This is a genomic window from Mycobacterium aquaticum (assembly GCF_002086485.1).
Lineage (GTDB): Bacteria > Actinomycetota > Actinomycetes > Mycobacteriales > Mycobacteriaceae > Mycobacterium > Mycobacterium aquaticum.
The window spans coordinates 366,380-391,652 of sequence record NZ_MVHF01000001.1; the positions used below are offsets into that span (position 1 = coordinate 366,380).

Genomic DNA, 25,273 nt, shown 5'->3' on the forward strand with positions numbered 1-25,273 from the left:
CACTACCGGATAGTGCTCTCTCGAGACGGGGTGACATGGCTGACGGAATTGGGCTGTCGGTTGGTGCGACCAACCTGACGGCGGTGGTGGTGGGCAGGACCGCGGTGACGCGCTCACCTGTGCTGACGCTCTATCCGCATCGCCCATCCGAGGTCGGGGTGCCCAGCGAGAACCCCAACCTCAACGAACGGGGGCTGATCCTCACCGACTTCGTCGACCGCGTCGGGGACCCGGTGGGCATCCTGGCCCCCGACGGCTCGTCCCATCGCGGCGAGGTGCTCGTCGCCGACGCGCTGGGCGCGCTGCTGCACACCCTCACCCGCGGCGGGCCCGCGGCTGACCCGATCGCCATCACGCACCCCGCACACTGGCGGCCCAACCAGGTCGCGGCGCTGCGCACCGCCCTTGATGCGGTCCCGGAGTTCCAGGGCGCGGCCTCACCCACGGTGCTCTCGGACGCAACGGCGGCGCTGACCGCTCTGCAGGACAAGCCCGGGGTGCCTACCCGCGGCGTGATCGCGCTGTGCGATTTCGGCGGTACGGGCACCAGCATCACGCTCGCCGACGCCGGTAACGGCTACCAGCCGATCGCCCCGACGGTCCGGCATTCCGATCTGTCGGGTGACCTCATCGACCAGGCGTTGCTCACGCACATCGTCAACGAACTGTCGTCGGCGGGCACCATCGACCTGGCGAGCACGTCGGCGATCGGCTCACTCGGCCGGTTGCGCAGTGAGTGCCGCCGCGCCAAGGAACGGTTGTCCACCGAGTCGGTGACCTCGTTGACCGCCGAACTGCCGGGCCATCGCAGTGACGTCAGGCTGAACCGCCGTGAGCTCGACGACGCCATGCAGGCGCCGCTGAACGAATTCGTCGCGGTTCTGCAGGACACCGTGGACCGCGCCGGATTGCGGCCCGGGGATCTCGTCGCTGTCGCCACCATCGGCGGAGGGGCCAGGATCCCGGCCATCACTACCGCGCTGTCGCAGAGTTTGCGGGTGCCGGTGATCACCGGGGCTCAACCCGAGCTGACCGCGGCCATCGGATCGGGCATCACAGCGGTGCGCGGCACGGTCGAGGAAAGCATGACCGCGCTGGCACCCGCGTCGGCAGCCGCGCCGCTCACGCAGGCGGCCGCGGTGGTGGCCCCCGAACCGCCGCCGGCCCCGCAAGCGCTGGCCTGGTCGGACGCCGCCGACGTGCCCGATGTCGCCCCGGCCACCGAGCTGGGCTATGCCGAACCCGAGCCCGCCCGCATCGGGCTCACCAGCGCGCGGCCGCAGCTGGAATTCGGCGAGGCCGAGCTCACCGACCACGACCGGGTCGCCGCACTGCCGTGGTACCGCAAACCCGCGCTGCTGGCGGGCGCCGGAGGCGCGGTGGCACTCGTCGCCGTCGTGGCCGTGCTCCTGCTGACCCACCAAGGCTCGGACAAGAGCCCGGCACCGGCATCAACGTCGACGGGGATGACCACCACGTCGGCGCCCGCGCAGGCACCGGCGCCAGGAGCGCCCGCCGGCGCGTCGGCACCTGAGCAGCAACAGCAGCAGGCTCCGCAGACGGTCATCGAGCAGGCCCCGGCGCAGACGGTGACGCAGACCGCGCCACCGCCCCCCGCGGATGCGCCACCCCCGCCTCAGACGCCCGACGCGCCACCGCCCGCGACCGACACCCCCACGACCGCAGCGCCTGCGACGACCGACACGCCGACCAGTGCGGCTCCGTCGACGCCGACCCAGACGCCGTGGACCCCCGCGGCGCCGTACCCGACCATCCCGGGTCTGCCGTGGGTGCCTGCTCCCGGCGGCGGGCACGGCCACGGCGGCTAGCGATCAACCGAAGGACTCGAACGCGTCGAGGACTTCGGGGGAGTAGACGATCGACGGCTCGATCGCCGCGGTCGTCTTGAGAGTCGTCACCAGCGCGGCTGCCGCGAGTTCGACGAGAGCGTCGGCGTCGATGTCCCGATGGGTGATGCGATCGATCATCATCTCGTCGAGATATCCGACCCAGCCGTGCATGGCCGCGCGCAGAACCGGCGGGATCGGGTCAGCGATGCCCAGCGCCAACAGGATTCGTTGCGCACCGATCCAGCGCAGGCGCTCGACGGCCTCTTGGTGTTCGGTGTCGGCGCCCAACGCGCCGCGCAGCAGCGCGACGAAACTGCCGGAGTACGAGTCGATATAGGCGATATGGCTGCGCAATGCGTGGCGCAGCTGGTCCACGAGCGTGCCATCCGCCGGCGGCAGGCTCAGCTGGACAGCTGCGATCTCCTCTGCGATCTCGTTCATGACCGCGAGGTAGAGCCCACGCTTGTTCTCGAAATGGTGCGCGATCAGCCCGTAGGCCACGCCGGCGTTCTTGGCCACCTCCGATGTGGTGACCCGGTCGTATGGGCGGGTGGCGAACAGGTGTCGGGCCGCGTCGATGATCGCCTGACGCCGGTCGGCGACGGCCGGTTTGGCAGACATCGGTTCAGGCTAACGGGGTTGTTCGGCTTGGGTTTGCAGTTCGAGGGCTCCGCGGGTGTTCACGCGTCTGCCGGCGATCGCTGCGACCAGGCGGCCGATGGCCGGGATCTCCAGTGGCAGCAGCGAGTACCGGGGATACACCACCCGGGCGTCGCCCTGTTGCAGCGCGCGGACGACGGCCGCTGCCGTGGCCTCCGGGGGTACCGGCGGCAGGGTTGTGGGAGCCGTTGTCTTCCAAGGGAGTTCGTCGATATCCCGGAGCGCGGTGTCGGTGGCGCCGGGTACCACTTCGAGCACCCGAAGTGGAGTTTCGGCGAGTTCCAGTCGCAGGGATCGCGTGGCCTGGGCGAGGGCGGCTTTGGATGCGGCGTAGTACCCGAGCAGCGGCAGTGGCACGGCTTGCACTGTCGAGGTGACGTTGACGATCGTGCCGCGCCCCGCGGCGTGCATCGCCGGCAGCACTGCGGCGGTCAGCGCGAGCGGGGACCACAGGTTCACTTCGAAGATTGCGCGGGCCGCAGCCGTATCGGCCACCACGGACTGTGCGCCGGTCAGGTTGGCACCCGCGTTGTTGATCACGACGTCGACCACGCCGTCGAGCGCGGCGATGGCGTCGCGACCGAGGGTGGCGGCAGCACCGGGTTCGGCCAGATCGGTCGGCATCACGATCGGCCGGGGCTGCCCTGACGGGGCGATCTGATCGGCGAGCTCGTCGAGCAGATCGTGGCGTCGGGCCGCCAGCACGAGTGTGGCACCCCGGGCTGCCAGTGCCAGGCTCAGTTCTCGACCGATGCCGCTCGATGCGCCTGTCACAATAATTCGCTTGCCGCGCAGGTTCATTCGTTGCCTTCGCATGAGTGTCGCCGTTCTTGCTGTCGGTCCACTTCCGCTTGCCGCCACTTTCACCGTCGCACATTGATTGATAATCAGTCAAGACATCCGGTCGTCTCAGCCGGGCCTGCTCTGGCGTCCGGCCCGATTGCCGACCACTATGGGTGCGTGCGGCACAACGGGCATCAACACGAAATCGGAGTCGACGGTCTGATGCTGATGCGGGCCGGCCGATGAGCACGAGCACCGGTGCGCAGGTGGTCATCGCGCGGTTGCTCGCCGCGGGAGTCGACGTGTGCTTCGCCAATCCGGGCACCTCGGAGATGCACTTTGTCGCGGCACTCGACTCGGCGCCGGAGATGCGGCCCGTGCTGTGCCTGTTCGAAGGCGTGGCCACAGGGGCGGCCGACGGCTATGCGCGCATCGCTGCGCGGCCGGCCGCCACGCTGCTGCACCTCGGACCGGGCATGGCGAACGGTCTGGCCAATCTGCACAACGCGCGACGCGCCTTCAGTCCGGTCGTCAACATCGTCGGCGACCATGCGACGTACCACAAAACCCTCGACGCCCCACTGGAATCCGACATCGAGGCGTTGGCCGAATGGACCAACGGATCTGTGCACCGGCCCGCGACGCCCGACGAGATTGCCGCAGCCGTCGACAGCGCTGTCCACAGCGCGACCGGTGAACCCGGCCGCGTGGCCACGGTGATCCTGCCCGCGGATTTCTCGTGGGGCCCAGCGGAGGCCGGCGTGCCGGTGCCGGCACAACGGCAACCTGCGGCCGCTGCGATGCCGATCGAGGCCGCAGCGGCGCTGCTACGTGAACGCGGCGCGCACGCGCTGTTGCTGCTCGGAGGCGCGGCCAACTCCGCGGAAGGGCTGATCGCGGCGGCGCGCATTGCGGCCACGACCGGAGCGCGGGCGCTCGTCGAGACCTTCCCGGCCCGCGTGGCCCGTGGACGCGGCGTGCCGCATTTCGACCGGTTGGCCTACCTCGGCGAGCAGGCGGCCGAACAACTCTCGGGCACAACGGATCTGATTCTCGTCGGGGCACGTTCGCCCGTCACGTTCTTCGCATATCCGGGCAAGCCGGGCGACCTCGTACCGCCCGGGACGACCGTGCATGCCGTGGCCCCCAGTGACCTGGAGAAGCTGGCCGATCACCTCGGAGCCGCGCCCTATGTCGACAACCCCGCTGAGCTCGCCGCACTGCCCAGTGGTCCGCTCAACGCGCAGAACTGGGCCCAGGTGATCGCCACGCTGCTACCCGAGGACGCGATCATCTCCGACGAGGCGAACACCAGCGGCTTCTTCCTGCCCACCGCGACTGCGGGTTCGGCATCCCACGACCTGCTGACGCTGACCGGTGGTGCGATCGGCCAAGGACTCCCGGTCGCTGTCGGTGCCGCCGTTGCCGCGCCGCACCGGCCCGTGATCGCGCTGCAGGCCGACGGCAGTGCGCTCTACACCATCTCGGCGCTGTGGACCATGGCCCGCGAGCGGCTCGACGTCACCGTCGTCATCCTCAACAACCATGCCTACGCGATCCTGCAACTGGAACTGCAGCGCGTCGGCGCGGCAGCAGCCGGTGAGCAGTCCCGCTCGCTGCTCGACCTCGGCCGCCCGGACATCGACTTTGTCGCCATCGCACAGGGATTCGGGGTTCCTGCCACGCGGGCGACCACCGCCGAGGAGCTCGCCGAGCAGTTCCGCGCCGCGCTCGCCGAGCCGGGCCCGCACCTGATCGACGCTGCGGTGCCAGGCTTGTCGGGCTAGCTCTTCAGTCGTTTGTGCAGGACCACCTCGGCCAGCGGGATCCGCATCTGTTGCGGGGCGGCGGCCAGCCGGGCAGCCACGCCGGCCTCGAGCCGGTCGAAGAACACCGCGTGGCGGCGTGCGTCGTCGAGCGCTTTGGCCAGCGCGCCGAACAAGGCGAACCGGCAGAACGCGGCCCACTGGGCGCCGAAAGCCCTTGCGTCATGGTCGGTGCGGTACTGATTGAAGAATCGGTCCTCGGCGTCGAACACCTCGAGATGCTCGATGGAGAGCCGTTCGAGACGGCCGGAGGGTGCGAACGGGGCCGCGAAATCCGCTGCGGCGCGGCCCATGACGGGCAGCGACATCCGATGCTGCTCGTCGCTGCTGATGACTGCGTCGGCGACGAGCTCCCGCAGCGTGTCGGTGAGGGCGGACAGCAGTGGGCGATAACCGAAGTCGCCGTCCTCGGCGAGTCCCATCGTCAGCACCACGAGTTTGCCGCCGGGACACAGCTCGCGACCCCGGAAGGCCACGAACTCGTGCCAGTCGAACGCCGCCTGCCGCGTATAGGCGGCGCGCACGTGGCTGTCGGCGCTGTAGGCGACCGCGATGTGATCGCCCACTGGCATCGGGACCCGCCCCAGCCACTGAATCGACCACGCCGACCAGCCCAGGTTGATGCTGTTGGACGGCAGGATCTGGCTGTAGTACGACCGGCCCACCGCGGAGCTGAACGCCGCCGCGTCGGTACGCAGATAGGAGGCCGGGTCATCCGCGAGCGTGCGGAACAGCGTGGTGAAATCGTTGTCCGGGGTGTCGGTGTGCGTCACCAGCACCGAATGTTCGGGGCGGGTGCGCCCCCGCAGCACGCTGACCGCGTTCGCGAGCGCGAGCAGGCCATTGTGCCCGGTACCCGCACCGTAATCGGCGACGACGATCGGCTGCGGCGGGCTCGGCAGCGGCACGGTGCGAGCGGCCTCCGCGAAAAGTGCGATCGCCGAACTCAATCCGGCTGCCTGCAACCGGGAACTCGGTGGCTGCTTTCGATCATCGCCGGGATCCGGGCGCACGACGAAGCTGGATTCCGGCATGTCTAACTCCGTCGCCACCGCAGCAACAGTCCGATGAGTAGTCCCACGACGAAAATGATGACCAAGATCGACCACATCGGCGACTCGACGGTCACCCACAGCACGTGCACCCGGACCCGGTCACGGTTCTGCGCGACGAAGAGCGCGGCCAGCGCCACGAGGATCAGCGCCACCCAGTACCGCATCGCCAACCGGCGCACCGGCCCGACCGACGGGTTCGCTTCGGTCTCGTCGCGAGGCATGCCACGACGGTAGTCGTTGCTGCGGCGACCATGGCACACTTCCCGCTATGAGCAGCCGGCGAATCGCGGCACCGATGGTGGCCGCCGCGATCGTGTCCCTGGTGGTCGGGGTCATCGGGTTCATCGTGGCCCTGGTCCTCAACGCGTTCGTACTCGACGAGTACGACGCGTACGGAGAGGTGCCGATCCCAGGATCGGGCACGGTCCAGTTGCCCGCCGGTGAGGTCACCATCAGCTTCCACACGCTCACCACGGGGTCGGGCGGGGGCGTGCCTGTGCCGAGTTTGAAACTACAGCTCGTTCCCCCGGAAGGGTCGCCCGAGCCGGTCGTCACCGAAAGTCCCGGCGGCACAACGACGGTGAACAATGACGCTCGGGTCCGGGTATGGGTGGCTCAGGTGGCCGAGGCCGGAAGCTATCACGTGGTCACCGACGGCGACGTGAACGGTTACATCAGTCCGCGGCTGGCGTTCGGTCACGGCAGTCAGTACGGCTGGGTGGTGTGGTTGTTCGTCGGGTTGTTCGTGCTTGGCCTCGTCGAACTCGTGGTCGCCCTCTGGTGGTCGGCGCGGACAGCGAAGCGGCCCCGCCCCGTCGGACCGCAGGAATTCCCGGTCTTCGGAACGGCGGATGCGCCGACGTACACGTCGCAGAGCTATGTTCCCGCACCGCCGAGCTATCCACCCACCGATCAGGGCGTGCGCCTCGAACAGCTGAAGACGCTGGCGGCGCTGCGTGATTCGGGTGCGCTGACCGACGCCGAGTTCAAGGCCGAGAAGCGCCGCATCCTCGACAGCTGACCGTCACGCCGCCCGCGACGCCAACCGCGACCGGTCGAACCGACCCGCAGGCACGAACCGGCCGAGCACCGCTTCGGCAGGTTCTCCGGCGAAATCGGCGATCAACTCGTACGCCGCTTGCTGGGAGGTGAGTCGCTCCACCGGCGTCGGATCATCCAGCAGACCAAAGAGTTTCGACGCGAACCGGTCGCTGGAGCTCGCCGCTGCGAAGAACAGGTTGCCGTACTCCGCGAACTCGGGATCCGACAGGAAGAGCCGAGTGACCAGCTGGGCAGCGCGAGCACGGTGTCGGTAGAAGTCCTCGAACGCTGTTGTCAGCCATGCGGTGTCGAACGGGCCGTCGTGTGCCGCGGCCTTGCGTACCAGTGCCGCGGCCTGCACGAGGCCGCCCTGCGCGCCCTGCCCGGCGATCGGGTCGTACGCCACCGCGGTGTCGCCCAGCGCCGCGACCGCATGCCCGCCGGCCGTGTGGCCGACCCCCGAGCGCACCACCTGGGTGACCCCGCCGGTCAACCACGAATGCGGGTCGTCGTCGATCACCGTCAATTCGCTGACCTCGGGCAGATCCCAGTCGATGTAGTCGCGGTGCAACTCGGTGATGGTTCGCAGTGCTGATTTGGCGCTGTCAACCCCGGCGAACCGGCGGTCCCAGTCGCTGTCCGGCTGGGCCCAACCGAGGAAAGCCCAGGACGGACCAGCGTCCTTGTGCAGATACGGACCCAACCACGAGTCGCCTTGATCGCTGATGACGGTGAAGGCGCTGTGTCTGCCGCCTGCAGCGCTGCGGTGCGCGAAAACCTCTGGCCCGTAGGGCAGTCCGGTTACCGTCAGGGCCAGCAGCCTGCGCTGCGGACGGTCGTACACCGTCCGCTCGGGATTGATCGGGAACAGTGACGAGAGTCCACCGCGGCCCGTCGCCACCAGGGTGAGGTCGGCGCCGGCAGCGATGCCGTCGAGGCGGGCCGGGTCGATCGTGTCGACGACGAACCTCCCACCGCGCTGCTGGAACAGGGTGAGCCGGTCGTCGGCCTTGAGTCGGGTGTCGACTGCGACCCCGACGAAGCCGTCGAACGACGCATCGAACGCGACCTCCTCGGGACGAGCCGGATCAGAACCGTTGACCACCCGCACGCTCTGGCCGGTCGAGGTCGGAGCGGTGGCCAGGTAAGTGTTGAGGCCAAGGCTCTCCTCGGCGCGCTGGGCTGTGCCGAAGATCAGCGCCGTCCCGGTCGCCGGCACGGCGTCGCGAAGGCTGCGCTGATCCCGGTCGCTGTACAACGTGACGTCAAACCCGTTGTCCAACAAACCCAGTGCGGCAGTAACCCCGGTCTGGCCGGCTCCGATGATGGCAGCGGAGCGCCCGCTCGATGTCGTCATGGCACCGACTATGGGCGCACCGCCGCTCGGCGTTAAGCAACAGGCTCAGCGTGATCGCAAAGCCTCACCGGCTCGTCCCTCGCCGGTGCATCGTCAGTGGCCGCGCGCCACCCAGTCGTCATAATTCACGATCTCACCGCCGATGGTGGTGGTGTCACCGTGTCCGGTGTAGACCACGGTCTCTCCGGGCAGTGCGCCGAGCCTTGTGCTGATGGACTCCAGGATGGTCGGAAAATCGGAGTAGGAGCGCCCGGTGGCACCGGGGCCGCCCTGGAACAGCGTGTCGCCGGAGATCACGGCGCCCAGCTCGGGTGCAGACCAGCAGACCGAGCCGGGGGAGTGTCCGGGGGTGTGCAGGGCATGCAGTTCGATACCGCCGACTCGCAGTACCTGATTGTCGGCGACGGGACGGAACTCGTTGTCCGGGTGGATTTCTCGCCACAGCATCTCGTCAGCGGGGTGCAGCAGCACCGGCGCGTCCAGGGCCTTGGACAGTTCGGGTGCGACGGTGATGTGGTCGTTGTGCCCGTGGGTGCACACGACCGCGACCACGTTGCGTCCGTTGACGGCGTCGATGATGGGGGCGGCGGTGTGGGCGGCATCGAAGACCACGACGTCGGTGTCGTCGCCGACGAGCCAGATGTTGTTGTCGACGTCCCAGGTGCCGCCGTCGAGGGAGAAGGTACCGGAGGTGACCACTCGCTGGATCGCGCTCATGGCGCTCATAGTACGACCACCGATCGCAGCACCTGACCGCCGTGCATCTTTGCGAAGGATTCTTCGACGGCGTCGAGGCTTATGCGTTCGGTGACGAACTTCTCCAAGGGCAGGCGGCCCTGCAGATAGAGGGATATCAGGGTGGGGAAGTCGCGCTCGGGTAGGCAATCGCCATACCACGAGGACTTCAATGATCCACCGTGGGAGAAGAAGTCGATCATCGGCATATCGAGCCTCATGTCGGGCGTCGGGACACCGACCAGCACCACGGTGCCGGCAAGATCGCGGGCGTAGAACGCCTGCTTCCAGGTTTCGGGGCGGCCGACCGCGTCGATCACGACGTCGACGCCGAAGCCGTCGGTGAGGTCCTGGATGGTTTCGACTGGGTCGAGTTCTCGGGCGTTGATGGTGTGGGTTGCGCCGAAGTCGCGGGCCCAGTTCAACTTCGCGTTGTCGGTGTCGACGGCGATGATGGTCTTGGCGCCGACGAGGTTTGCGCCGGCGATGGCGGCATCGCCCACTCCGCCGCACCCGATGACGGCGACGGTGTCGTTGCGCGTGACCGCCCCGGTGTTGATGGCGGCGCCGATGCCTGCCATGACACCGCAGCCGAGCAGCCCGGCGACAGCAGGGTCAGCGGCAGGGTCCACCTTGGTGCATTGACCTTCGGCCACCAGAGTCTTGTCGGCGAAGGCGCCGATGCCCAGGGCGGGCGTGAGTTCGGTGCCATCGGTGAGTGTCATCTTTTGCTTCGCATTGTGGGTGTCGAAACACAGATGGGGGCGGCCGCGCTTGCACGCGCGGCATTCCCCGCACACCGCGCGCCAGTTGAGTATCACGAAGTCGCCGGCGGCGACGTGGGTGACTCCCTCACCCACCGACTCGACGACGCCTGCGGCCTCGTGTCCGAGCAGAAAAGGGAATTCGTCGTTGATACCGCCTTCCCGGTACGTCAGATCGGTGTGACAGACCCCACAGGCCTGGATGGCCACCACGACCTCGCCAGGACCGGGATCCGGTATGACGATGTCGACCAACTCGACGGGAGCTTTGGCGCTACGGGCGATGACGCCACGGACAGTCTGGCTCATGCCCATAACGTAGTACTTAGGGAACCGAACCGTCGGCCGCATGCGCACCTTCGCGATACCGTTGGTTGTGGTCGACGATCGAACCGAACTCCTCGTCGTCGCGCGGTCGGCGTACCGGCGAAACGACTGGCGCACCAGCTACGAGTCCTTCAGTCGTGTGGAGGGTGTGCAAACGCTCGACACGGACGATCTCGCGGTTTTCGCCGCGGTGGCCTGGCGGCAGGGCCACGGCGGAGAAGCCGTGCGAATCAACGAACGTGTCCACACCCGCTTGTTGCGCACAGACCCGGTTCAAGCTGCCATGAAGGCGGCCGAGCTCGGCCTCGCCTGGCTGGCTCGCGGCCATCTCGCGCTGGCCCGGAATTGGGCTCAGCGCGCCGAGGTGCTGCTGCGCGGTGTTCCCGAGGTCGGCGCACACGGTTATGTGACGTATCTCATCGGGGTGATGGCGGCCGATGCCGACGAAACGAGTCAGCTCGGCGAGGCAGCGCGGACCTTGACGGGTATCGCCGAGCGCATCGACGACGTGGCCGTGACGACGCTGGCGCGCGTGCTCGAGGGGCTGAGCGCCGTTGCGGCAGGCGACGCCGCCGGTATGGAGACGCTCGACGACGTCCTGGTGCCGATGCTCGACGAGCGGGTGCCGATCGAGTGGGCCGGTGACGTCTACCGGCGGGTGCTGAGCCTGGCGCAACGTCGTGCCGACCGGGAGCGGCTGCGGTCCTGGGCTCGGTCGATGCAACAGTGGTGCGAATCCACGCAGGCCTCGCCATCGGCCTACCGCGCAATCTGCGATGTGTACCAGCTCTCGGTGGAGTCGAGCGCCGACACCGCCGAGTTGATGCGGCGCGGTGTCGACTTGCGCCGGCTGGTCGCCGAAGTGGACGCCGTCGCGGCCGGTTTGGCCGACGGATTGCTCGCCCGTGGGATGGGGCGGACCGGCTAGATTGGCGCTCTGTGAGCGTTGCGGATGTTCTGCAGGTCCTTGACGACTGGCCGGTGCCGACCGCGGCCGCCGCGGTGGTCGGGCTGTCCGGAGTGCGCGCCACGCACGGCGACACGGCCAAGCCGTTCGCGCTGGCGTCGGTGACCAAACCACTGGCGGCGCGGGCTGCGCAGATCGCCATCGAGGAAGGCGTCGTCGAACTCGACACACCGGCCGGGCCGCCGGGCTCGACGATCCGCCATCTGCTCGCGCACACGTCCGGTGTGGCCATGTTGTCGACCGAGATCCTCGCCAAGCCCGGTACCCGGCGCATCTACTCCAACACCGGATTCGCGTTGTTGGCGCAGGCGATCGAGAAGGAGTCGGGGATCGAGTTCGGTCAGTACCTCGCCGAGTCGGTGTTCGAACCACTGGGGATGTCGGCGTCGACGCTGTCGGGAGGGGCCGAGGCCGCCGGATTCGGGGGCACGTCGACGGTCGCCGACCTGGCGAAGTTCGCTCGTGAGCTGCTGCGACCGGCGCTGGTTTCGCCGGAGATGCACAGGGCCGCGACCGAGGTGCAGTTTCCCGGTCTCTCCGGCGTGTTACCGGGATTCGGCGCGCAGCGGCCCAATGACTGGGGACTGGGTTTCGAGATTCGCGACAGCAAATCGCCGCATTGGACCGGCGCTGCCAACTCGCCGTCGACGTTCGGTCATTTCGGCCAGTCAGGAACGTTTGTGTGGGTGGATCCCGATGCGGATGTGGCGTTGGTGGTGCTGACCGACCGCAACTTCGGGGAGTGGACGTATCCGCTGTGGCCCGCAATATCTGATGGTGTCCTGAGAGAAATCGGGCCAGACTAGCGCAACATAGGCCACACAAGGCACAATAGACACGCGCGACACAACTGCATTACTCGATCGGTATCGCTAGGTCGTTGGGGAAGACGTCCCTCGTGAAGCCGAAGGAGAAGCAGATGCGTGCGTCGAACCAGTTCGCCGACGCGGCGACGGGTGTGGTGTACATCCACGCCTCACCCGCGGCGGTCTGCCCGCATGTCGAGTGGGCGTTGTCGTCGACCTTGTCGGCGCGGGCGAACCTCAAGTGGACGCCCCAGCCGGCAATGCCGGGGCAGCTACGTGCCGTCACCAATTGGGTCGGCCCGGTCGGCACCGGAGCGCAGCTGGCCAACGCCCTGCGCTCCTGGTCTGTGCTGCGATTCGAGGTGACCGAGGACCCCAGCGCCGGCGTCGACGGCCACCGGTGGTGCCACACCCCGCAACTCGGTCTTTGGAGCGGGGCGATGAGCGCCAACGGTGATGTCATGGTCGGCGAGCAGAGGCTGCGCACCCTCATGGCCGGTGGCGCTGACATGCTCGCCGCCGAACTGGACTCCGTGCTCGGCACGGCCTGGGACGAATCGCTGGAGCCTTACCGCGACGGTGGCGAGACCGGCGAGGTCAGCTGGCTCAACAGGGGAGTCGGCTGAGGCAGGCGGTCGTCAGCCGCGCTGCCACAGGCAGTAGCCGGTGAGCTTGGCCATGAACAGGTGGTCGCCGACCTCGAGTGTCAGGGGCACGCCCGGGTCGGCGGCATGGAACTCGGGCGATGACGTCTCGCCGGGGGCCAGGACATCGACAACCTCGGCGCGGCACGCTGTTTCACCGATCTGCGGAGTTCCGGTCCACACACCGGCGTGCACTTCCGGATTCCGTCGGCCCTGACCGTGCAGGATCAGCTCGGACCCGGTGGTCAGCCAGCGATCGGATGTGGGATACGGATCGAGGTACGGCTGCCACGCGCCACCAGTGCACTGCAGGAGATCCTTGGCGGTCCCGGTATCTGCGGCAGGCTGGGGCAGGGCCGTCAGCGCACCGTCGAGATTGTCGGCGCACGCCGAGCCGGCCTGCGGCGGTGGCGGGCCGGGCTCCGGATCGGCGCGGGCCTGGGAGCCTGTGCCGAGGACGACGACCACGCCGAGCGCGGTGGCCAGCGCACCGGCACGCCCGATGTGCTTGCTTACATCCATGAGGCTCCAGACGAATCGATCCGCCAACCCGTCGAAACGTACCGTGTGCGATCGAGTGCACCGCCGAGAACGCGCGAAAGTCAGGCCGTCCGGTAATGCGCCGGATCGGGTTCGGAGAGCATGTCGGTGAGCGTGGCACGGTCGAACGGCCACAGATCGATGGTGCCGTTGTCGGTGAAGTACCACGAGTTGCAGCCGGTGTTCCACACGGTGGGCCCGAGCGCTTCCGCCACTGCGGCATTGAACTCGTCGGTCGCCGACTCGGTGACCTCCACTTCGGTCACCTCACCGGCGGCGAGCCGGCGTAGCCACTTCACGATGTAGCGCGCGGTCAACTCTGCCGAATACTGCAGTGGGATGGAGCCGGTCGGCGAGTTCGGACCGAGGACGGTGAACAGGTTGGGAAATCCCGGGATTGCGGTCATCCGGTAGGCCCGCGGGCCCTTGACCCAGGCGTCGTCGAGCGTCATTGCGTCGCGGCCGACGATCCGCATCGGCCGCATGTAGTTGTGGGCTTGAAATCCGGTGGCCAGGACCACGACATCGATGTCATGGTGTTCGCCGGAGGTGGTACGGATACCGGTCGCGGTGAACGCGTCGATGCGATCGGTGACCAGTCTCGCGTTGGGCCGGGTGATGGCGCGGTAGTAACTGCCCGACACCACCTGCCGCTTGCACAGCGGCTGGTAGTCCGGAGTGAGCTCGGCGCGCAACCGCGGATCCCGGATTTGGGCCCGCAGACTCCATCTCGCGTAGGACTGCACGAGGGTACGGCGCCAGGACGGCGTGGTGACGATGTCAGCCAGGATGCCCGATGCCCACAGCAACCTTCGATACGCGGCGTCGTGCAGGGCAGGCCAGCGACGCATCATCCGGGCGAGCACCTTCGGCTGCCGCAGCCCCATCGGAGCCCACAGGATCCACTGCGGAGATCTGGCGAAATGGGTGATCGCCTCGGCATCGGGCTGCAGGGCCGAAACCACCTGCACGCCGGTCGATCCCGTGCCGATGACCGCGATGCGTCGTCCCGCGGTGACCACGTCGGGGTCCCAACGGGCAGTGTGCACGATCGGGCCTTGGAAGCTGTCCATGCCCGCGAAATCGGGCACGAACGGATGATGCAGCACCCCGGTCGCGCAGACCACGACATCGGCGGTCAGTGTGTCACCCGCGCCGGTGGTCACCGACCAGGTGCAATCGGCTGTGTCATAGCGCATCTCGGTGACCTCGGTGTCGAAGCGGAGATATCGCTGGAACCCGAAGCGCTCGACGACGTCGCGGTGGTATTGCTGAATCTCCGTGCCGCTGGCCCAGAGATGGCCCCAGTCAGGCTTGGGGGCGAACGAGAACTGGTAGATCTGCGACGGGACGTCACAGGTGAGGCCGGGATAGCGGTTCCAGTGCCAGACCCCGCCGACGTCAGATCCTTTTTCCAGAATCGTCAAATTGGTGAAGCCTGCTTGGGTGAACGTGTACGCCGTGGCGATCCCGGCCATCCCCGCGCCCACGATGACGATCCGAAGCTCGCGGTTCATCGGACCTCCTCACTGACGGCCAGCGCCCGTTCGACCGTGGCCGGCGCGGTGCGCAGTGCCGCGTCGAAAGCCGCACGGCGACGGTCGCGCCGCATGAAGTGTGCGCCCAGCCCGGCGAGGTCGGCATGATCTGGGCGAATGACCACCACCTGTGTGCCGCGTGCCCGCACGGCAGCGACCTCGCGGTCGAGCCCTTGCGACATCGGCCTGCGCAACAGCAATTCCTCCAAGAATCCGCCGAAACCCGGTGCCCGGCAGCCACGCTCGGAGGACATCGGGGCGATGACGTAGATGAGGTCGGCCTCGTCGCGGCCGATCAGGTCGACCGATGCGGTCGACGCGGCACCGCCGTCGACGAAGTGCCGGCCGCCGATGGTGACCGGCGGCATCCAGCCCGGGATGGCCCAGGATGCGCGCAGCGCCTCGCCAGGTTCTGCGTGTGTTGCGCCAGGGGAGCCGAACGCGACACGTTCCCCCCGTCGGTAGTCGAAGGCGACCATGCGTACCCCCGGATGCGGCCACCCGGACGTGCCGGTGAAGCCGTCGGCCAGGCGTTGCAGCCAGCTCGCGTCGCCGCGCCCAACTGGCGCCACGCCTGTCGCCGCGGCGAGCCCCCGCTGGGTGCGGAGCAGTCGCGGATTGAGGAACCCCGGCAACGGGATCGGCGGGAAGCTGCCCGGGGTGTCGGCGATGTGGCGGCGCAATCGCTCGTCGGTGCTGGTGCCCAGGTGCATCGCAACGAGGTCGTCCACCGATGCGCCGCCGCCGAGCATCGTGACGAGCTCGGCGCCCGCCGACGTGCCCTGCAACACCGAGGCGGTGGCGGGATCCCAGCCGGTCTGCTCGACGAGCGCGTGCAGAGCGGCGACAGTCCAGGCCCCGCCGATGGTGCCGCCGCAGCCGATGACCAGTGCGGTGCTCATCGTGCCACCTTCGAATCTGCTTGGCCGGCATGAGCTTTCGTCTGTCGGTCGAGTCGCTGCAGATAATCTGCGCGTCCGGCTGCGTCGATCGCCGTGAGGGCGCGGCGGTCGTCGATCCTGGAACGTACTGCGCGTTCGATGAATTCGGGGACCAATGCGTCGACGAGTGCCCACCCGGGGGCCACCCAGGCGGGCACCGACGTACGTGCGGCCCGCGTGCGCAGCGTGCGCAGGATGGCGCGGGCGACGTCGTCGGGATCCACTGTCGGCAACCCGCCGCCGAGTTGGACGCCCGAGGACAACTCGGTGCGTACGGCCGAGGGCAGCACCGCCGACACCGTGACGCCGGTTCCCGCGTACTCGCGACGCGCGGCGAGCGAGGCGCCGAGCGCGGCGAACTTGCTGGCGTTGTAGGTCACCATGCCGGGGATCGGGATCATGCCTGCCATCGATGCGACGTTCACGATGTGCCCGGCGCCCTGGCCGATCATGGTCGGCACCACCGCGCGCAGACCGTTGAGCACGCCGCGAACGTTCACGTCGAGAATCAGGTCGGTGGTGGGCTCGGGTTCGGCTTCGAACGCGCCCAGCGGCATCACGCCCGCGTTGTTGACCAGGATGTCGATGCGGCCTTCGGCGTCGAGCACCTCGGCGATGAACCGGTCCCACGACGAGCGGTCGGTGACATCGAGGTGGGCACTGCGACAGCGCCGCATGCCCGCGGCCGTCGCCGCGGCGACGTCGGCATCCACGTCGCCGATCCACACCGTGGCGCCGGCGGCCGAGAACAGTTCGGCGGTCTTGGCGCCGATACCGCGCGCACCGCCGGTGATGACGGCCACGGATCCGGCCACCGATGGGTTCTTCCAGGAAAACTGCACGTCATGCCTCCCGATGGGTCACCTCACGAGCATTCAAATACTGACGGTATCCGAATACTCTGAGTAAATTCAATACCCGGAGTTCACCTCGAACTATCATCAGCGCATGCCGCGGCTGACCAGGGCGCAACGCCAGGAACGGACGCGGGCCGAGCTGTTGCAGGCCGCCAAGCATCGCTTCCTGCGCCACGGGTACGCCGCCACCAGCCTCGACGACATCGCCGACGATGCGGGCTTCTCGAAGGGCGCGGTGTATTCGAACTTCGGCAGCAAGCCCAACCTCTGCCGCGAGGTGCTTGAGCTCATTCACCGCGAGAAGTTCGACGAGATGGCCCAACTCGCCACCTCCGACGACGAACTGGACGCTCGGGTAGCCGCTGTCAGCGCGTGGCTGGAGCGGACCGCCGGTGATGTCGGCTGGACCATGCTCGAACTCGAATTCGTGGTGCTCTCACGCAACAACCCCGAACTCGGGGAGATGATCACGGCGCTGCGCAACGAAGCGGCGACGATGATCGTCGAAGTGCTGCAATCGATGTCGGCCAAGCTCGGATTCACCGAGGAGCAGCTGGCGGGCAGCGACGTAGCGGCCAGCCTCGAGGACCTCGGCAATCTTCTGCTCAGTGCCGGTATCGGGCTGGGGATTCAGCGTGCTGTCGATCCGTCCGTCCCGACGCGGCCCATGACCGACGCGTTCGGTCACCTCGCCAAACTGCTGGCCGTGATGGGCTCGTCGCAGGGCGCGGACTAGGGCACGAGAATCTGCAGTGCCTGCGGTACCGCGGATACCGTGACCGGTAGCGCCGCCGCGAAATCCCCGTCGGCGTAGGCGTTGATGCCGGGGCAGTCGACGTGCACCGTCGCGGCCCGCTTGGTGGTGATCTCGGGCAGGTTGACGTGCGTGCCCTTGAATACCGTGGGAAACAAGCGAATCAGCTTGGTACGCGAGGCCGAATGGGCCATGGTGATGTCGAGCAAGCCGTCGGAGTGGTCGGCGCCCGGGCAGATCAGCATGCCGCCGCCGTAACTGCGGGTATTGCCGAACGCCGCCAGGGTCAGATCGGTGGTGACCTCGGGCCCGTCGTCGAACGCCAACCGGAACGGCAGCAGCCGCAGTTTCGACAATTCGGCGACCATGGCCACGTTGTAGCGCATCCGGCCGTGTGGCCAGCTCATGCGGTTGGTGCGATCGCTGACCAGCGAGTCGAACCCGGCAGCCATCACGGTGCCGAACCACTTCACGACGCCGGACCCGTCGACGATGCGGCCCAGGTCGACGGTCTCGGTGCGGCCGGCGACGATCACATCGGCAGCGGCTTCGGGATCGCCTGTGGGCAGGCCGAATTCGCGGGCGTGATCGTTCCCGGTGCCGGCCGGGACAATGCCGAGCGGCACGCTGCCCTGGGCCAACTCCTGCAGAGCCAGCGAGATCACGCCGTCCCCGCCGACCACCACGAGCGCGTCGGTGCCGGTATCGAGCGCGTCGCGGACCAGGCGGCGGGCGTGATCGGCATCGGTGCCCACGATGGCGCACACATCAAGGCCTTGCCGCTGAAACCGGGCGACGGCACGTTCCGCGGCATGCGGCGCGTTGCCATGCCCGGACAGCGGATTGGTCAGCACCGTGACGTGGGCCAGCGTGCGCATCACGGAATCAGCTTGCCCGGGTTGAGGATTCCGTCCGGATCCAGCGTGCTCTTCACGGCCCGCAGCACCTCGACGCCGAGACCGCCGATCTCGGCTCCCATCCACGGCCGGTGATCAGCACCGACCGCGTGATGGTGGGTGATGGTGCCGCCGGTACGCACCATGGCATCACTGGCCGCGGCTTTCGCGGCCCGCCACTGTTCGATCGGATCGTCGTGCTGGGCGGCGACGACCGTGAAATACAGGGAGGCTCCGGTGGGGTAGACGTGCGATATGTGGCACATCACCAGAGCCGGCGCCAGCGCGGTCGTCAAGGCTTCGGTGACTGCGGCTTTCAACGCCGCGACATTCGACCAGTTGGTCGCGGTCTCCAGCGTCTCGCACAGCGCACCGGCGGACAGCAGGGAATCCCGCAGGTATGGCGCGCCGAACCGGCCGTGCTCCCAGGCTCGGGCCGGCGCCTCGCCCAGTGACGTCCCGCCGTGTTGTGCCAACAGTGCGCGGGTCTCGGCATGACGGCTCTCGGCATGGGCCGCGGTGCCCTCGAACACCGTGATGGCCAGGCAGCCGCCGGTAATGCTCTGCTCGCCAATGCTTCCCGTGGTGGCCAGGTTGACGCCCGTCTCCACTTCGTCGGACAACCGGATCACGGTCGGACCGGTTCCGGTCTGGGTGACGGCGCGCAGCGCGGCCGCTCCTGCGGCGAAATCGGGAAACGACCACGCCTCATAGCGGGTGGACTCGGGAACAGGGTGGACCCGCACCCGCACCCTGGTGATGATCCCGAACACGCCTTCCGAGCCGACGATGAGTTGGCGCAGATCCGGTCCGGCTGCAGACGCGGGGGCACGCCCGAGGTCGAGCACGCCGACCGGCGTCACCGCCCGCACCCCGCGGACCATGTCGTCGAATCGGCCGTAGCCGGCCGAGTCCTGACCCGAGGAGCGGGTCGCGGCGAACCCGCCGATGCTCGCGAACTGGAAGCTCTGGGGAAAGTGGCCGAGCGAGAAGCCCTGTGCGCCGAGCAGTCGCTCCGCATCCGGGCCGGTGACGCCGGCTTCCAACTCGGCCTCGCCGGACACTTCGTCGAGGCTGATCAACCGGTTCAGGCGGCGCAGATCGAGTGTGATGACGGCGGTGAAATCACCGCGGATCGGATCCAGCCCGCCGACCACGCTGGTGCCGCCGCCGAACGGGACGACCGCGATGCGCTGGGTTGAACAGTAGGCGAGAAGCTCGGCGATTTCGTCCTCGGAGCCGGGCAGCAGCACAGCGTCGGGGGCGTCCTGGGCTTCGGAATCCTTGCGCCGCAACAGATCCAGAGTTGACTTTCCGCCGGCGTGCAGCAGCCGTGACGTGTCTTCGGTGGTGCAGTACGCCGCGCCGACGATCGCCGCCAGCGCGGCGCGGTGCGCCTCGTCGAGCGTCGACGGCCGGAGCCGGACCTGCTCGGCGGTGACCTCGGCGACCTGGGTCTCGGCGACGCCGAGGGCCTGGTGCAACAGTGCCCGGATTCCGTCGGACAGCGGTTTGGCCGCCTGGGGGTCGCCCCAGGCATTCCATTTCATCGGGGGCAGGAGCTGCTCAGCCGGGCGCGTCATGCGTTACAGTATTACACATGATGTCAATCAGTAACGACGGAGCGGGCGGGGCTCTCGGGGACCGGATCCTCGATGCGGCCGCCAGCTGCGTACTCGCTTACGGCATCGACCGGGTCACCTTGGCCGAAATCGCCCGCCGCGCCGGCGTCAGCCGACCGACCGTCTACCGCCGCTTCCCTGATACCCGCTCGATCCTGGCTGCCCTGCTCACCGCGCGGATCGTGCACGTGCTCGACGACGTCGACAGCACGGGACCCGGGCGAGAGCCGTTGGTGGCGCGGATCGTGCAGGTCGCGCAGCGTCTGCGGCACGACGAGGTGATCATGGCGGTGCTGCACACCGCACCGGAGCTGGCCATGGTGTACATCGCCGAGCGACTGGGCACCAGTCAACAGATCCTGATCGACGCGGTGGCCGGAGAGCTCAAACTCGCACAAGAAGACGGCAGCGTACGCGGAGGCGACCCACGCCAACTCGCCACCATGTGCCTGCTGATCACGCAGTCGGCGATCCAGTCGGCGCAGATGGTCGAGCCGATCCTGGACGCCGACGCGCTCGCGCGTGAACTGACCCTCGCACTGAACGGATACCTTGCACCATGAGCCGCTCCGCTGCACTCAACCGCGCCCGTCGCGTGAACGAACTCGCCGCGCTGGCCGAAGGTGAACAGCTCGATGTGCTCGTCATCGGTGGTGGCATCACCGGCGCAGGCATCGCACTGGATGCCGCCACCCGCGGCTTGAGCGTGGCCCTGGTGGAAAAACACGATCTCGCCTTCGGCACCAGCAGGTGGAGCTCCAAACTGGTGCACGGCGGGCTGCGCTACCTCGCGACCGGAAACGTCGGGATCGCGCGGCGCAGTGCCATCGAACGCGGAATCCTCATGACCCGCAACGCTCCTCACCTCGTCACGGCCATGCCGCAGCTGGTGCCGCTGCTGCCTTCGATGAGCCGCCCGTCGCGGGCGCTGGTCCGCACCGGGTTCGTCGCCGGGGACGGGTTGCGCAGGCTCGCCGGAACTCCCGCCACCGTATTGCCCCGGTCGCGGCGCGTGGACGCCGCCCGCGCGATCGAATTGGCGCCCACCGTGCGCACCGAAGGTCTGGACGGCGCATTCCTGGCGTACGACGGTCAGCTCATCGACGACGCCAGGCTGGTGGTCGCCGTCGCGCGCACGGCTGCCCAACACGGTGCCAAGATCCTGACGCGGCTGGCCGCGACTGGCGCGCAAGGTGATTCGGTCATCCTCACCGAGCAGGTCACGGGTGAGACGTTCGACGTGAAGGCCCGTGCCGTGATCAACGCCGCCGGCGTCTGGGCGGGCGAGGTGGACCCGTCCATCACGCTGCGGCCGAGCCGCGGCACGCATCTGGTGTTCGATTCCTCGGTCTTCGGCAATCCGACTGCGGCGCTGACCGTTCCGATTCCGGGGGAGCTGAACCGGTTTGTGTTCGCGATGCCCGAACAACTCGGCAGGGTGTACCTGGGACTCACCGATGAAGACGCCCCTGGCCCCATACCCGATGTGCCGCAACCGACTCCGAGTGAGGTCAACTTCCTGCTGGACACAGTGAACGGCGCATTGGCCACGGCACTGACCCCTGGCGACGTGCGCGGTGCCTATGCCGGGCTGCGGCCACTCATCGAGGGTACCGCGGACGCGGGGAACGCCAGCCGGACCGCCGACGTGTCTCGCGAGCACGCCGTCGTCGAATCGCCCACTGGTGTTGTGAGTGTCATCGGCGGCAAGCTCACCGAATACCGATACATGGCCCAGGACGTCCTCGACCGCGCGGTCGCGCTGCGCGGCTTGCCCGCCACTGCCTGCCGCACCCGCAACCTGCCTCTCGTCGGCGCCCCGGCCAATCCGGTCTCCACCTTGCGAGCGCCGATGGAGCTGCCGCTGTCCCTGGTGGCCCGCTATGGAGCCGAGGCGCCCAACGTCGTCGCGCAAGCCGGATGCGACCGCCCGACCGAGCGCGTGGCCGACGGAATCGACGTGACGCGAGCGGAGTTCGAATACGCGGTGACGCACGAAGGCGCGCTGACCGTCGACGACATCCTGGATCGTCGCACCCGCATCGGACTGGTCGCCGACGACCGGGCCCGGGCCGCCGAGGTTGCCGCGGAGTTCCTCGCGCGGCTGTGACCGCAGGTATATTGAGGCGGAACTGATCCGTATCGACAGGATGGTCCGTCATGGCAGGTGCCGCGTCGACATCGAACCCGCGGCGCAGTCCGGGACGCCTGGACCGCTCGCGTGACCCGCAGATCCTCGATGCGGCCCTGCGGGGCGTGGCCGAACTGGGGTACGACCGGCTCACCATGGACGACATTGCGGCGCGGGCCGGCGTGGGTAAGGCTGCGATCTATCGGCGATGGCCGTCCAAGCCCGTCGTGATCGCCGATGCGATCGCGCATTGGCGGCGCCGTCAGGGTTCGGTCGAACCGCCCGACACGGGAAGCCTGCGCGGCGACATCGAAGCGATTGTCGCTGCGGTGCCCGAATTCGACGATGCTGGACTGAGCACCATTCAAGTGATCGTCGGGGTCGCGACGGCCGCGATGCACGATCCTGTCCTCGCCGCTGCCCTCGACGACCTCGTGCTCTCCCCGCCGCGGCAGATGATCCGGCTGTTGCTCGACCATGCGCAGGCACGTGGGGAGATCCCACCCGGCCGCGACCTGAGCCTGATACCCGACGTGGCGCTTGGCCTCAACGTGGTGCGGGTGATCACCGGACGGCCCATCGACCGGGTCTTTGTGCGACGCGTGCTCGAAGACGTGATCCTGCCGCTCGCCGGTGCACCGACGCTTTAGTGGTTGCGGTGCGCGGCCCGCAGTGCCACAGTGAATCTATACGGAACTGAATAGTTCCGTGTGGAGGTGAGGCCATGAACGACGTTCGAGTTCCGGTGCTGATCGTCGGCGCGGGGGTGGCGGGGCTCGCCTGTGCGGATCTGCTGGCTCAGCACGGCGTCGAATCGATGCTGGTGGAAAAGCGGCGGGAAGCGTTCGTCTACCCGAAGGCCCGCAACATCACCTTCCGCACGCTCGAGATCCTGCGGTCGCTGGGCTTGAGTGACCAGGTGCACGCGGTGGCCGACGGCGTCACCGGTGTGGTGCTCAAACCGACACTGAACAGTCCGTTGGCCGAGCCTGCGATGGACGTCGACGCGATCTTCGCGGTATTCGATGGACTGAGCCCAGAACCGGTGGCCCAGTACTGCCCGCAGAGTCACCTGGAACCGATGCTGCTCAACGACATTCGTCGGCGCGGTAGTGAGGTCCGGTACGGTACCAGCCTGGTGGGCTTCACCCAGGAGGTGGACGGGATCATTGCCGAGCTGAGCTCGGAGGCCGGCACCCAGACGGTGCGCGCCGAGTACCTGATCGGTGCCGACGGTGTGCACAGCCCGGTCCGGAGCATGCTCGGCACCGGCACCACGGGATACGGGGCACTGCCGATCTTCGTGGTGTTCATCTACTTTCGGGCTCCGTGGCGGTCGATCGTGCCCGAGCTGGGTGAAGGCGACGCGATCCAGGTGCGCAACTCCGAGGCGGACGGCATCTTCCTGGTCGTCGAGGGCGACCGCGGCATGTTCATCACCACCTATCTGCCCGAGCGCGGGGAATCCGCCGAGCAGTTCACGCCCGAGCACTGCCGGGACGTTCTCATCGCGGCGATCGGCGAACCGATCGAGGTGGAGATCATCGAAGTGGCGCCCTGGCAGCCCTATGAACGGGTGGCCGATCAATTCCGCACGGGACGAACATATCTCGTGGGCGACGCCGCGCATACCATGCCGCCGTTCAAGGCCGGAGGCGCGAACACCGCGATCCAGAGTGCACACAACCTCGCGTGGAAGCTGGCGGCCGTCCATCACGGCATCGCGGGCCCCGGCCTGCTCGCGACCTATCACGACGAGCGGTATCCGATCGGCCGGTTCGCCGCCCGCCAGTCGCTCATCGGGCCACCGCTGGCCCTGCTCAAGCTGCAGGGTGCGTCACCCGGCCTGGACAAGGGGGAGGAGGCGCCGCTGTTCACCATGGTGCTCGGCTACCAATACCACTCGGCCGCAGTGGCTTCCGGCGATGCGCCGGCCGGCGCGGTGACATTCGTCGATGAGCTGACCGGCCAACCGGGCACCCGCATGCCGCACATCTGGCTATCCCGTGACGGGAGCCGGGTATCCACGCTGGACGTGATCGGCTCGGGTTTCGCCTTGTTCACCGCGGGGGATCCGGCGGCATGGACAGCCGCGGCCGCGCACGCGGCGGCCAGATTCGGTGTGGAGGTCACGGTGTATGCGCTGGGCGACGACGGCGTGGCGCACACCGGACTCGGTGCCGGCGGTGCGCTGTTGGTGCGGCCCGACGACTTCGTCGGTTGGCGTACCGAGACCCTGCCCTCGGATCCGAAAACCGCTTTACAGCAATCACTTTCCGCGATTCTCGACCGTTGATCGCGGTTCGTCGGCCAGGATGGCGTCGCGCACCTCCGAGGTGGTGTGACGCTGCCACAGCGCCTGGATGGGCACCAGCAGCGGTGGGTCCAGGTCGATGACCGCGACTCGTCCTCCCATGGCGGGACCGGCCGGTGTCGTCACGAACGCGACCGCGCCGGTGGTGAGCGGCGCGGCGACCGTGGCGGCTCCCTGGACTCTGCTCACCACGTAGTCGGGTTCGAATCCGGCGCGGCGGCAGGCGCCCATCAGAAAGTCGCTGTAATAGGACGCGCCCGGCGGTGCCCACAGGGCGATCCGCTCGCCGGCCACCTCGGCGATGTCGGCAGCCGCGCGGACTGCCAGCGGGTGCTCGGCCGGCACCGCCAGTCGCACCTGGTCGTAACCCACGACGGCGGTGGCCAATTCGCTCGTCGGCACCACGGCGCGGCGCAGGCCCAGTGCCACCGTGCCGTCGAGCACCGCGTCGACCAGTTGATCGGGGTAGAGCTGCCGGAACGTGAACGACGTGTCGCCGTAGGCTGTGATGGCCCGTTCGAGCCTCGTGTACACCTCGGCGCCGCTGAGGGCCGGGGTATGCCCGACGACGTAGACCTCGTCGGTGCCTGCAGCGTGCCGTACCCGCTCGGAGACCGTGCGGGCGGCGGCCAGCAGAACGCGGCCCTCGCTGTGCAGCAACTCGCCGGCACGGGTGAGGGTGACCCGCCGGCCCTCGCGGACGAACAGCGTGGTGGCGAGCTCTCTTTCCAGCTGAGCAACCGAGCTGCTGAGCGCCTGCTGGCTCAGGTGCAGCTCATCGGCGGCCCGGGTGAAGCCCCCGGCGTCGGCGACGGCGATGAAATGGCGCAAACGCCGCAGGTCGGGGATCCGCTCGCTCATCACG

The 25,273-nt window shown here is 68.2% G+C and carries 25 protein-coding genes; 11 read left to right on the forward strand and 14 right to left on the reverse strand.

Features of this window, described 5'->3' with window-relative positions; genetic code table 11:
* The first annotated feature begins 35 nt into the window (after window positions 1-35).
* Window positions 36-1,829, forward strand: coding sequence for an Hsp70 family protein (locus BST13_RS01590; RefSeq protein WP_083159902.1), 1,794 nt, complete (start codon window positions 36-38; stop codon window positions 1,827-1,829).
* A 3-nt stretch (window positions 1,830-1,832) separates the two neighbouring features.
* Here BST13_RS01590 and BST13_RS01595 read toward each other — a convergent pair whose 3' ends face one another.
* Together BST13_RS01595 and BST13_RS01600 are read right to left on the reverse strand one after the other, a co-directional pair.
* Window positions 1,833-2,471 (reverse strand): TetR/AcrR family transcriptional regulator, encoded by a 639-nt coding sequence (locus BST13_RS01595; RefSeq protein WP_083159904.1) that lies wholly within the window; start codon window positions 2,469-2,471, stop codon window positions 1,833-1,835.
* A 9-nt stretch (window positions 2,472-2,480) separates the two neighbouring features.
* Window positions 2,481-3,284 carry an SDR family NAD(P)-dependent oxidoreductase gene (locus BST13_RS01600; protein WP_245839253.1) on the reverse strand — a complete coding sequence of 268 codons (804 nt, stop codon included), beginning with the start codon at window positions 3,282-3,284 and terminating at the stop codon, window positions 2,481-2,483.
* A 251-nt stretch (window positions 3,285-3,535) separates the two neighbouring features.
* Between BST13_RS01600 and BST13_RS01605 the strand changes: the two genes are divergently transcribed.
* The gene (locus BST13_RS01605) at window positions 3,536-5,080 is read left to right on the forward strand and encodes an acetolactate synthase large subunit (RefSeq protein ID WP_083159908.1); all 1,545 of its coding nucleotides are present in this window, start codon (window positions 3,536-3,538) and stop codon (window positions 5,078-5,080) included.
* Here the strand turns inward: BST13_RS01605 and BST13_RS01610 are convergent.
* Complete coding sequence (locus BST13_RS01610; protein WP_083159910.1) at window positions 5,077-6,153, reverse strand: class I SAM-dependent methyltransferase; 1,077 nt, start codon at window positions 6,151-6,153, stop codon at window positions 5,077-5,079. The genes BST13_RS01605 and BST13_RS01610 overlap by 4 nt on opposite strands.
* A gap of 2 nt (window positions 6,154-6,155) precedes the next feature.
* Complete coding sequence (locus BST13_RS01615; RefSeq protein ID WP_083159912.1) at window positions 6,156-6,395, reverse strand: lipopolysaccharide assembly protein LapA domain-containing protein; 240 nt, start codon at window positions 6,393-6,395, stop codon at window positions 6,156-6,158.
* A 47-nt stretch (window positions 6,396-6,442) separates the two neighbouring features.
* Between BST13_RS01615 and BST13_RS01620 the strand changes: the two genes are divergently transcribed.
* Window positions 6,443-7,195 (forward strand): SHOCT domain-containing protein, encoded by a 753-nt coding sequence (locus BST13_RS01620; RefSeq protein WP_083159914.1) that lies wholly within the window; start codon window positions 6,443-6,445, stop codon window positions 7,193-7,195.
* 3 nt (window positions 7,196-7,198) lie between these two features.
* Here the strand turns inward: BST13_RS01620 and BST13_RS01625 are convergent, their stop codons facing one another.
* The 3 genes from BST13_RS01625 to BST13_RS01635 form a co-directional block, all read right to left on the reverse strand.
* Complete coding sequence (locus BST13_RS01625; RefSeq protein ID WP_083159916.1) at window positions 7,199-8,572, reverse strand: styrene monooxygenase/indole monooxygenase family protein; 1,374 nt, start codon at window positions 8,570-8,572, stop codon at window positions 7,199-7,201.
* Between the two features lie 93 nt (window positions 8,573-8,665).
* Window positions 8,666-9,289, reverse strand: coding sequence for an MBL fold metallo-hydrolase (locus BST13_RS01630; RefSeq protein ID WP_170064246.1), 624 nt, complete (start codon window positions 9,287-9,289; stop codon window positions 8,666-8,668).
* A 5-nt stretch (window positions 9,290-9,294) separates the two neighbouring features.
* Complete coding sequence (locus BST13_RS01635; protein ID WP_083160090.1) at window positions 9,295-10,380, reverse strand: S-(hydroxymethyl)mycothiol dehydrogenase; 1,086 nt, start codon at window positions 10,378-10,380, stop codon at window positions 9,295-9,297.
* A gap of 40 nt (window positions 10,381-10,420) precedes the next feature.
* Between BST13_RS01635 and BST13_RS01640 the strand changes: the two genes are divergently transcribed.
* From BST13_RS01640 to BST13_RS01650, 3 genes are all read left to right on the forward strand, one after another.
* Window positions 10,421-11,326: a chemotaxis protein CheY gene (locus BST13_RS01640; RefSeq protein ID WP_083159920.1), complete on the forward strand. Its 906-nt coding sequence runs from the start codon at window positions 10,421-10,423 to the stop codon at window positions 11,324-11,326.
* A gap of 11 nt (window positions 11,327-11,337) precedes the next feature.
* Window positions 11,338-12,171 (forward strand): serine hydrolase domain-containing protein, encoded by an 834-nt coding sequence (locus BST13_RS01645; RefSeq protein WP_083159922.1) that lies wholly within the window; start codon window positions 11,338-11,340, stop codon window positions 12,169-12,171.
* A gap of 113 nt (window positions 12,172-12,284) precedes the next feature.
* Entirely contained in the window at window positions 12,285-12,797 is a 513-nt protein-coding gene (locus tag BST13_RS01650; RefSeq protein WP_036424776.1) for a DUF3145 domain-containing protein, read from the forward strand.
* 12 nt (window positions 12,798-12,809) lie between these two features.
* Here the strand turns inward: BST13_RS01650 and BST13_RS01655 are convergent, their stop codons facing one another.
* The 4 genes from BST13_RS01655 to BST13_RS01670 form a co-directional block, all read right to left on the reverse strand.
* Window positions 12,810-13,337 (reverse strand): hypothetical protein, encoded by a 528-nt coding sequence (locus BST13_RS01655; protein ID WP_245839255.1) that lies wholly within the window; start codon window positions 13,335-13,337, stop codon window positions 12,810-12,812.
* Window positions 13,338-13,417: 80 nt separating this feature from the next.
* Entirely contained in the window at window positions 13,418-14,872 is a 1,455-nt protein-coding gene (locus tag BST13_RS01660; RefSeq protein WP_083159924.1) for a flavin-containing monooxygenase, read from the reverse strand.
* The gene (locus BST13_RS01665; protein ID WP_083159926.1) at window positions 14,869-15,795 is read right to left on the reverse strand and encodes a patatin-like phospholipase family protein; all 927 of its coding nucleotides are present in this window, start codon (window positions 15,793-15,795) and stop codon (window positions 14,869-14,871) included. The genes BST13_RS01660 and BST13_RS01665 overlap by 4 nt, the downstream gene beginning before the upstream one ends.
* Complete coding sequence (locus BST13_RS01670) at window positions 15,792-16,676, reverse strand: SDR family oxidoreductase (protein ID WP_083159928.1); 885 nt, start codon at window positions 16,674-16,676, stop codon at window positions 15,792-15,794. Before BST13_RS01670 ends, BST13_RS01665 begins: the two co-directional genes overlap by 4 nt.
* 106 nt (window positions 16,677-16,782) lie before the next feature.
* On the opposite strand from BST13_RS01670, the gene BST13_RS01675 reads away from it, so the two are divergent.
* On the forward strand, window positions 16,783-17,427 hold the full coding sequence (locus tag BST13_RS01675) for a TetR/AcrR family transcriptional regulator (RefSeq protein ID WP_083159930.1): 645 nt from the start codon (window positions 16,783-16,785) through the stop codon (window positions 17,425-17,427).
* Here the strand turns inward: BST13_RS01675 and BST13_RS01680 are convergent.
* Window positions 17,424-18,323 (reverse strand): diacylglycerol kinase, encoded by a 900-nt coding sequence (locus tag BST13_RS01680; RefSeq protein ID WP_083159932.1) that lies wholly within the window; start codon window positions 18,321-18,323, stop codon window positions 17,424-17,426. The genes BST13_RS01675 and BST13_RS01680 overlap by 4 nt on opposite strands.
* Window positions 18,323-19,891 carry an FAD-binding oxidoreductase gene (locus tag BST13_RS01685; protein ID WP_083160094.1) on the reverse strand — a complete coding sequence of 523 codons (1,569 nt, stop codon included), beginning with the start codon at window positions 19,889-19,891 and terminating at the stop codon, window positions 18,323-18,325. The genes BST13_RS01680 and BST13_RS01685 overlap by 1 nt, the downstream gene beginning before the upstream one ends.
* A gap of 50 nt (window positions 19,892-19,941) precedes the next feature.
* Here BST13_RS01685 and BST13_RS01690 point away from each other — a divergent pair, with 50 nt between their 5' ends.
* The 4 genes from BST13_RS01690 to BST13_RS01705 all read left to right on the forward strand — a co-directional run bounded on the left by BST13_RS01690 (window position 19,942) and on the right by BST13_RS01705 (window position 24,390).
* Window positions 19,942-20,526: a TetR/AcrR family transcriptional regulator gene (locus BST13_RS01690; protein ID WP_083159934.1), complete on the forward strand. Its 585-nt coding sequence runs from the start codon at window positions 19,942-19,944 to the stop codon at window positions 20,524-20,526.
* Complete coding sequence (locus BST13_RS01695; protein ID WP_083159936.1) at window positions 20,523-22,073, forward strand: glycerol-3-phosphate dehydrogenase/oxidase; 1,551 nt, start codon at window positions 20,523-20,525, stop codon at window positions 22,071-22,073. The genes BST13_RS01690 and BST13_RS01695 overlap by 4 nt, the downstream gene beginning before the upstream one ends.
* A gap of 50 nt (window positions 22,074-22,123) precedes the next feature.
* The gene (locus tag BST13_RS01700; RefSeq protein WP_083159938.1) at window positions 22,124-22,744 is read left to right on the forward strand and encodes a TetR/AcrR family transcriptional regulator; all 621 of its coding nucleotides are present in this window, start codon (window positions 22,124-22,126) and stop codon (window positions 22,742-22,744) included.
* A 74-nt stretch (window positions 22,745-22,818) separates the two neighbouring features.
* Window positions 22,819-24,390, forward strand: coding sequence for an FAD-dependent monooxygenase (locus tag BST13_RS01705; RefSeq protein ID WP_083159940.1), 1,572 nt, complete (start codon window positions 22,819-22,821; stop codon window positions 24,388-24,390).
* Here the strand turns inward: BST13_RS01705 and BST13_RS01710 are convergent.
* Window positions 24,364-25,269 carry a LysR family transcriptional regulator gene (locus BST13_RS01710; RefSeq protein ID WP_083160096.1) on the reverse strand — a complete coding sequence of 302 codons (906 nt, stop codon included), beginning with the start codon at window positions 25,267-25,269 and terminating at the stop codon, window positions 24,364-24,366. The two genes, BST13_RS01705 and BST13_RS01710, sit on opposite strands and share 27 nt — an antisense overlap.
* Between the last annotated feature and the right edge of the window lie 4 nt (window positions 25,270-25,273).

Bases quoted from the DNA above. Each gene is read 5' to 3' on its own strand.
- BST13_RS01590 (WP_083159902.1), top strand. From the start codon at position 36: ATGGCTGACGGAATTGGGCTGTCGGTTGGTGCGACCAACCTGACGGCG.
- BST13_RS01595 (WP_083159904.1), bottom strand. From the start codon at position 2,471: ATGTCTGCCAAACCGGCCGTCGCCGACCGGCGTCAGGCGATCATCGAC.
- BST13_RS01605 (WP_083159908.1), top strand. From the start codon at position 3,536: ATGAGCACGAGCACCGGTGCGCAGGTGGTCATCGCGCGGTTGCTCGCC.
- BST13_RS01610 (WP_083159910.1), bottom strand. From the start codon at position 6,153: ATGCCGGAATCCAGCTTCGTCGTGCGCCCGGATCCCGGCGATGATCGA.
- BST13_RS01615 (WP_083159912.1), bottom strand. From the start codon at position 6,395: ATGCCTCGCGACGAGACCGAAGCGAACCCGTCGGTCGGGCCGGTGCGC.
- BST13_RS01620 (WP_083159914.1), top strand. From the start codon at position 6,443: ATGAGCAGCCGGCGAATCGCGGCACCGATGGTGGCCGCCGCGATCGTG.
- BST13_RS01625 (WP_083159916.1), bottom strand. From the start codon at position 8,572: ATGACGACATCGAGCGGGCGCTCCGCTGCCATCATCGGAGCCGGCCAG.
- BST13_RS01630 (WP_170064246.1), bottom strand. From the start codon at position 9,289: ATGAGCGCGATCCAGCGAGTGGTCACCTCCGGTACCTTCTCCCTCGAC.
- BST13_RS01635 (WP_083160090.1), bottom strand. From the start codon at position 10,380: ATGAGCCAGACTGTCCGTGGCGTCATCGCCCGTAGCGCCAAAGCTCCC.
- BST13_RS01640 (WP_083159920.1), top strand. From the start codon at position 10,421: ATGCGCACCTTCGCGATACCGTTGGTTGTGGTCGACGATCGAACCGAA.
- BST13_RS01650 (WP_036424776.1), top strand. From the start codon at position 12,285: ATGCGTGCGTCGAACCAGTTCGCCGACGCGGCGACGGGTGTGGTGTAC.
- BST13_RS01655 (WP_245839255.1), bottom strand. From the start codon at position 13,337: ATGGATGTAAGCAAGCACATCGGGCGTGCCGGTGCGCTGGCCACCGCG.
- BST13_RS01660 (WP_083159924.1), bottom strand. From the start codon at position 14,872: ATGAACCGCGAGCTTCGGATCGTCATCGTGGGCGCGGGGATGGCCGGG.
- BST13_RS01665 (WP_083159926.1), bottom strand. From the start codon at position 15,795: ATGAGCACCGCACTGGTCATCGGCTGCGGCGGCACCATCGGCGGGGCC.
- BST13_RS01675 (WP_083159930.1), top strand. From the start codon at position 16,783: ATGCCGCGGCTGACCAGGGCGCAACGCCAGGAACGGACGCGGGCCGAG.
- BST13_RS01680 (WP_083159932.1), bottom strand. From the start codon at position 18,323: ATGCGCACGCTGGCCCACGTCACGGTGCTGACCAATCCGCTGTCCGGG.
- BST13_RS01685 (WP_083160094.1), bottom strand. From the start codon at position 19,891: ATGAAATGGAATGCCTGGGGCGACCCCCAGGCGGCCAAACCGCTGTCC.
- BST13_RS01690 (WP_083159934.1), top strand. From the start codon at position 19,942: ATGATGTCAATCAGTAACGACGGAGCGGGCGGGGCTCTCGGGGACCGG.
- BST13_RS01695 (WP_083159936.1), top strand. From the start codon at position 20,523: ATGAGCCGCTCCGCTGCACTCAACCGCGCCCGTCGCGTGAACGAACTC.
- BST13_RS01700 (WP_083159938.1), top strand. From the start codon at position 22,124: ATGGCAGGTGCCGCGTCGACATCGAACCCGCGGCGCAGTCCGGGACGC.
- BST13_RS01705 (WP_083159940.1), top strand. From the start codon at position 22,819: ATGAACGACGTTCGAGTTCCGGTGCTGATCGTCGGCGCGGGGGTGGCG.
- BST13_RS01710 (WP_083160096.1), bottom strand. From the start codon at position 25,269: ATGAGCGAGCGGATCCCCGACCTGCGGCGTTTGCGCCATTTCATCGCC.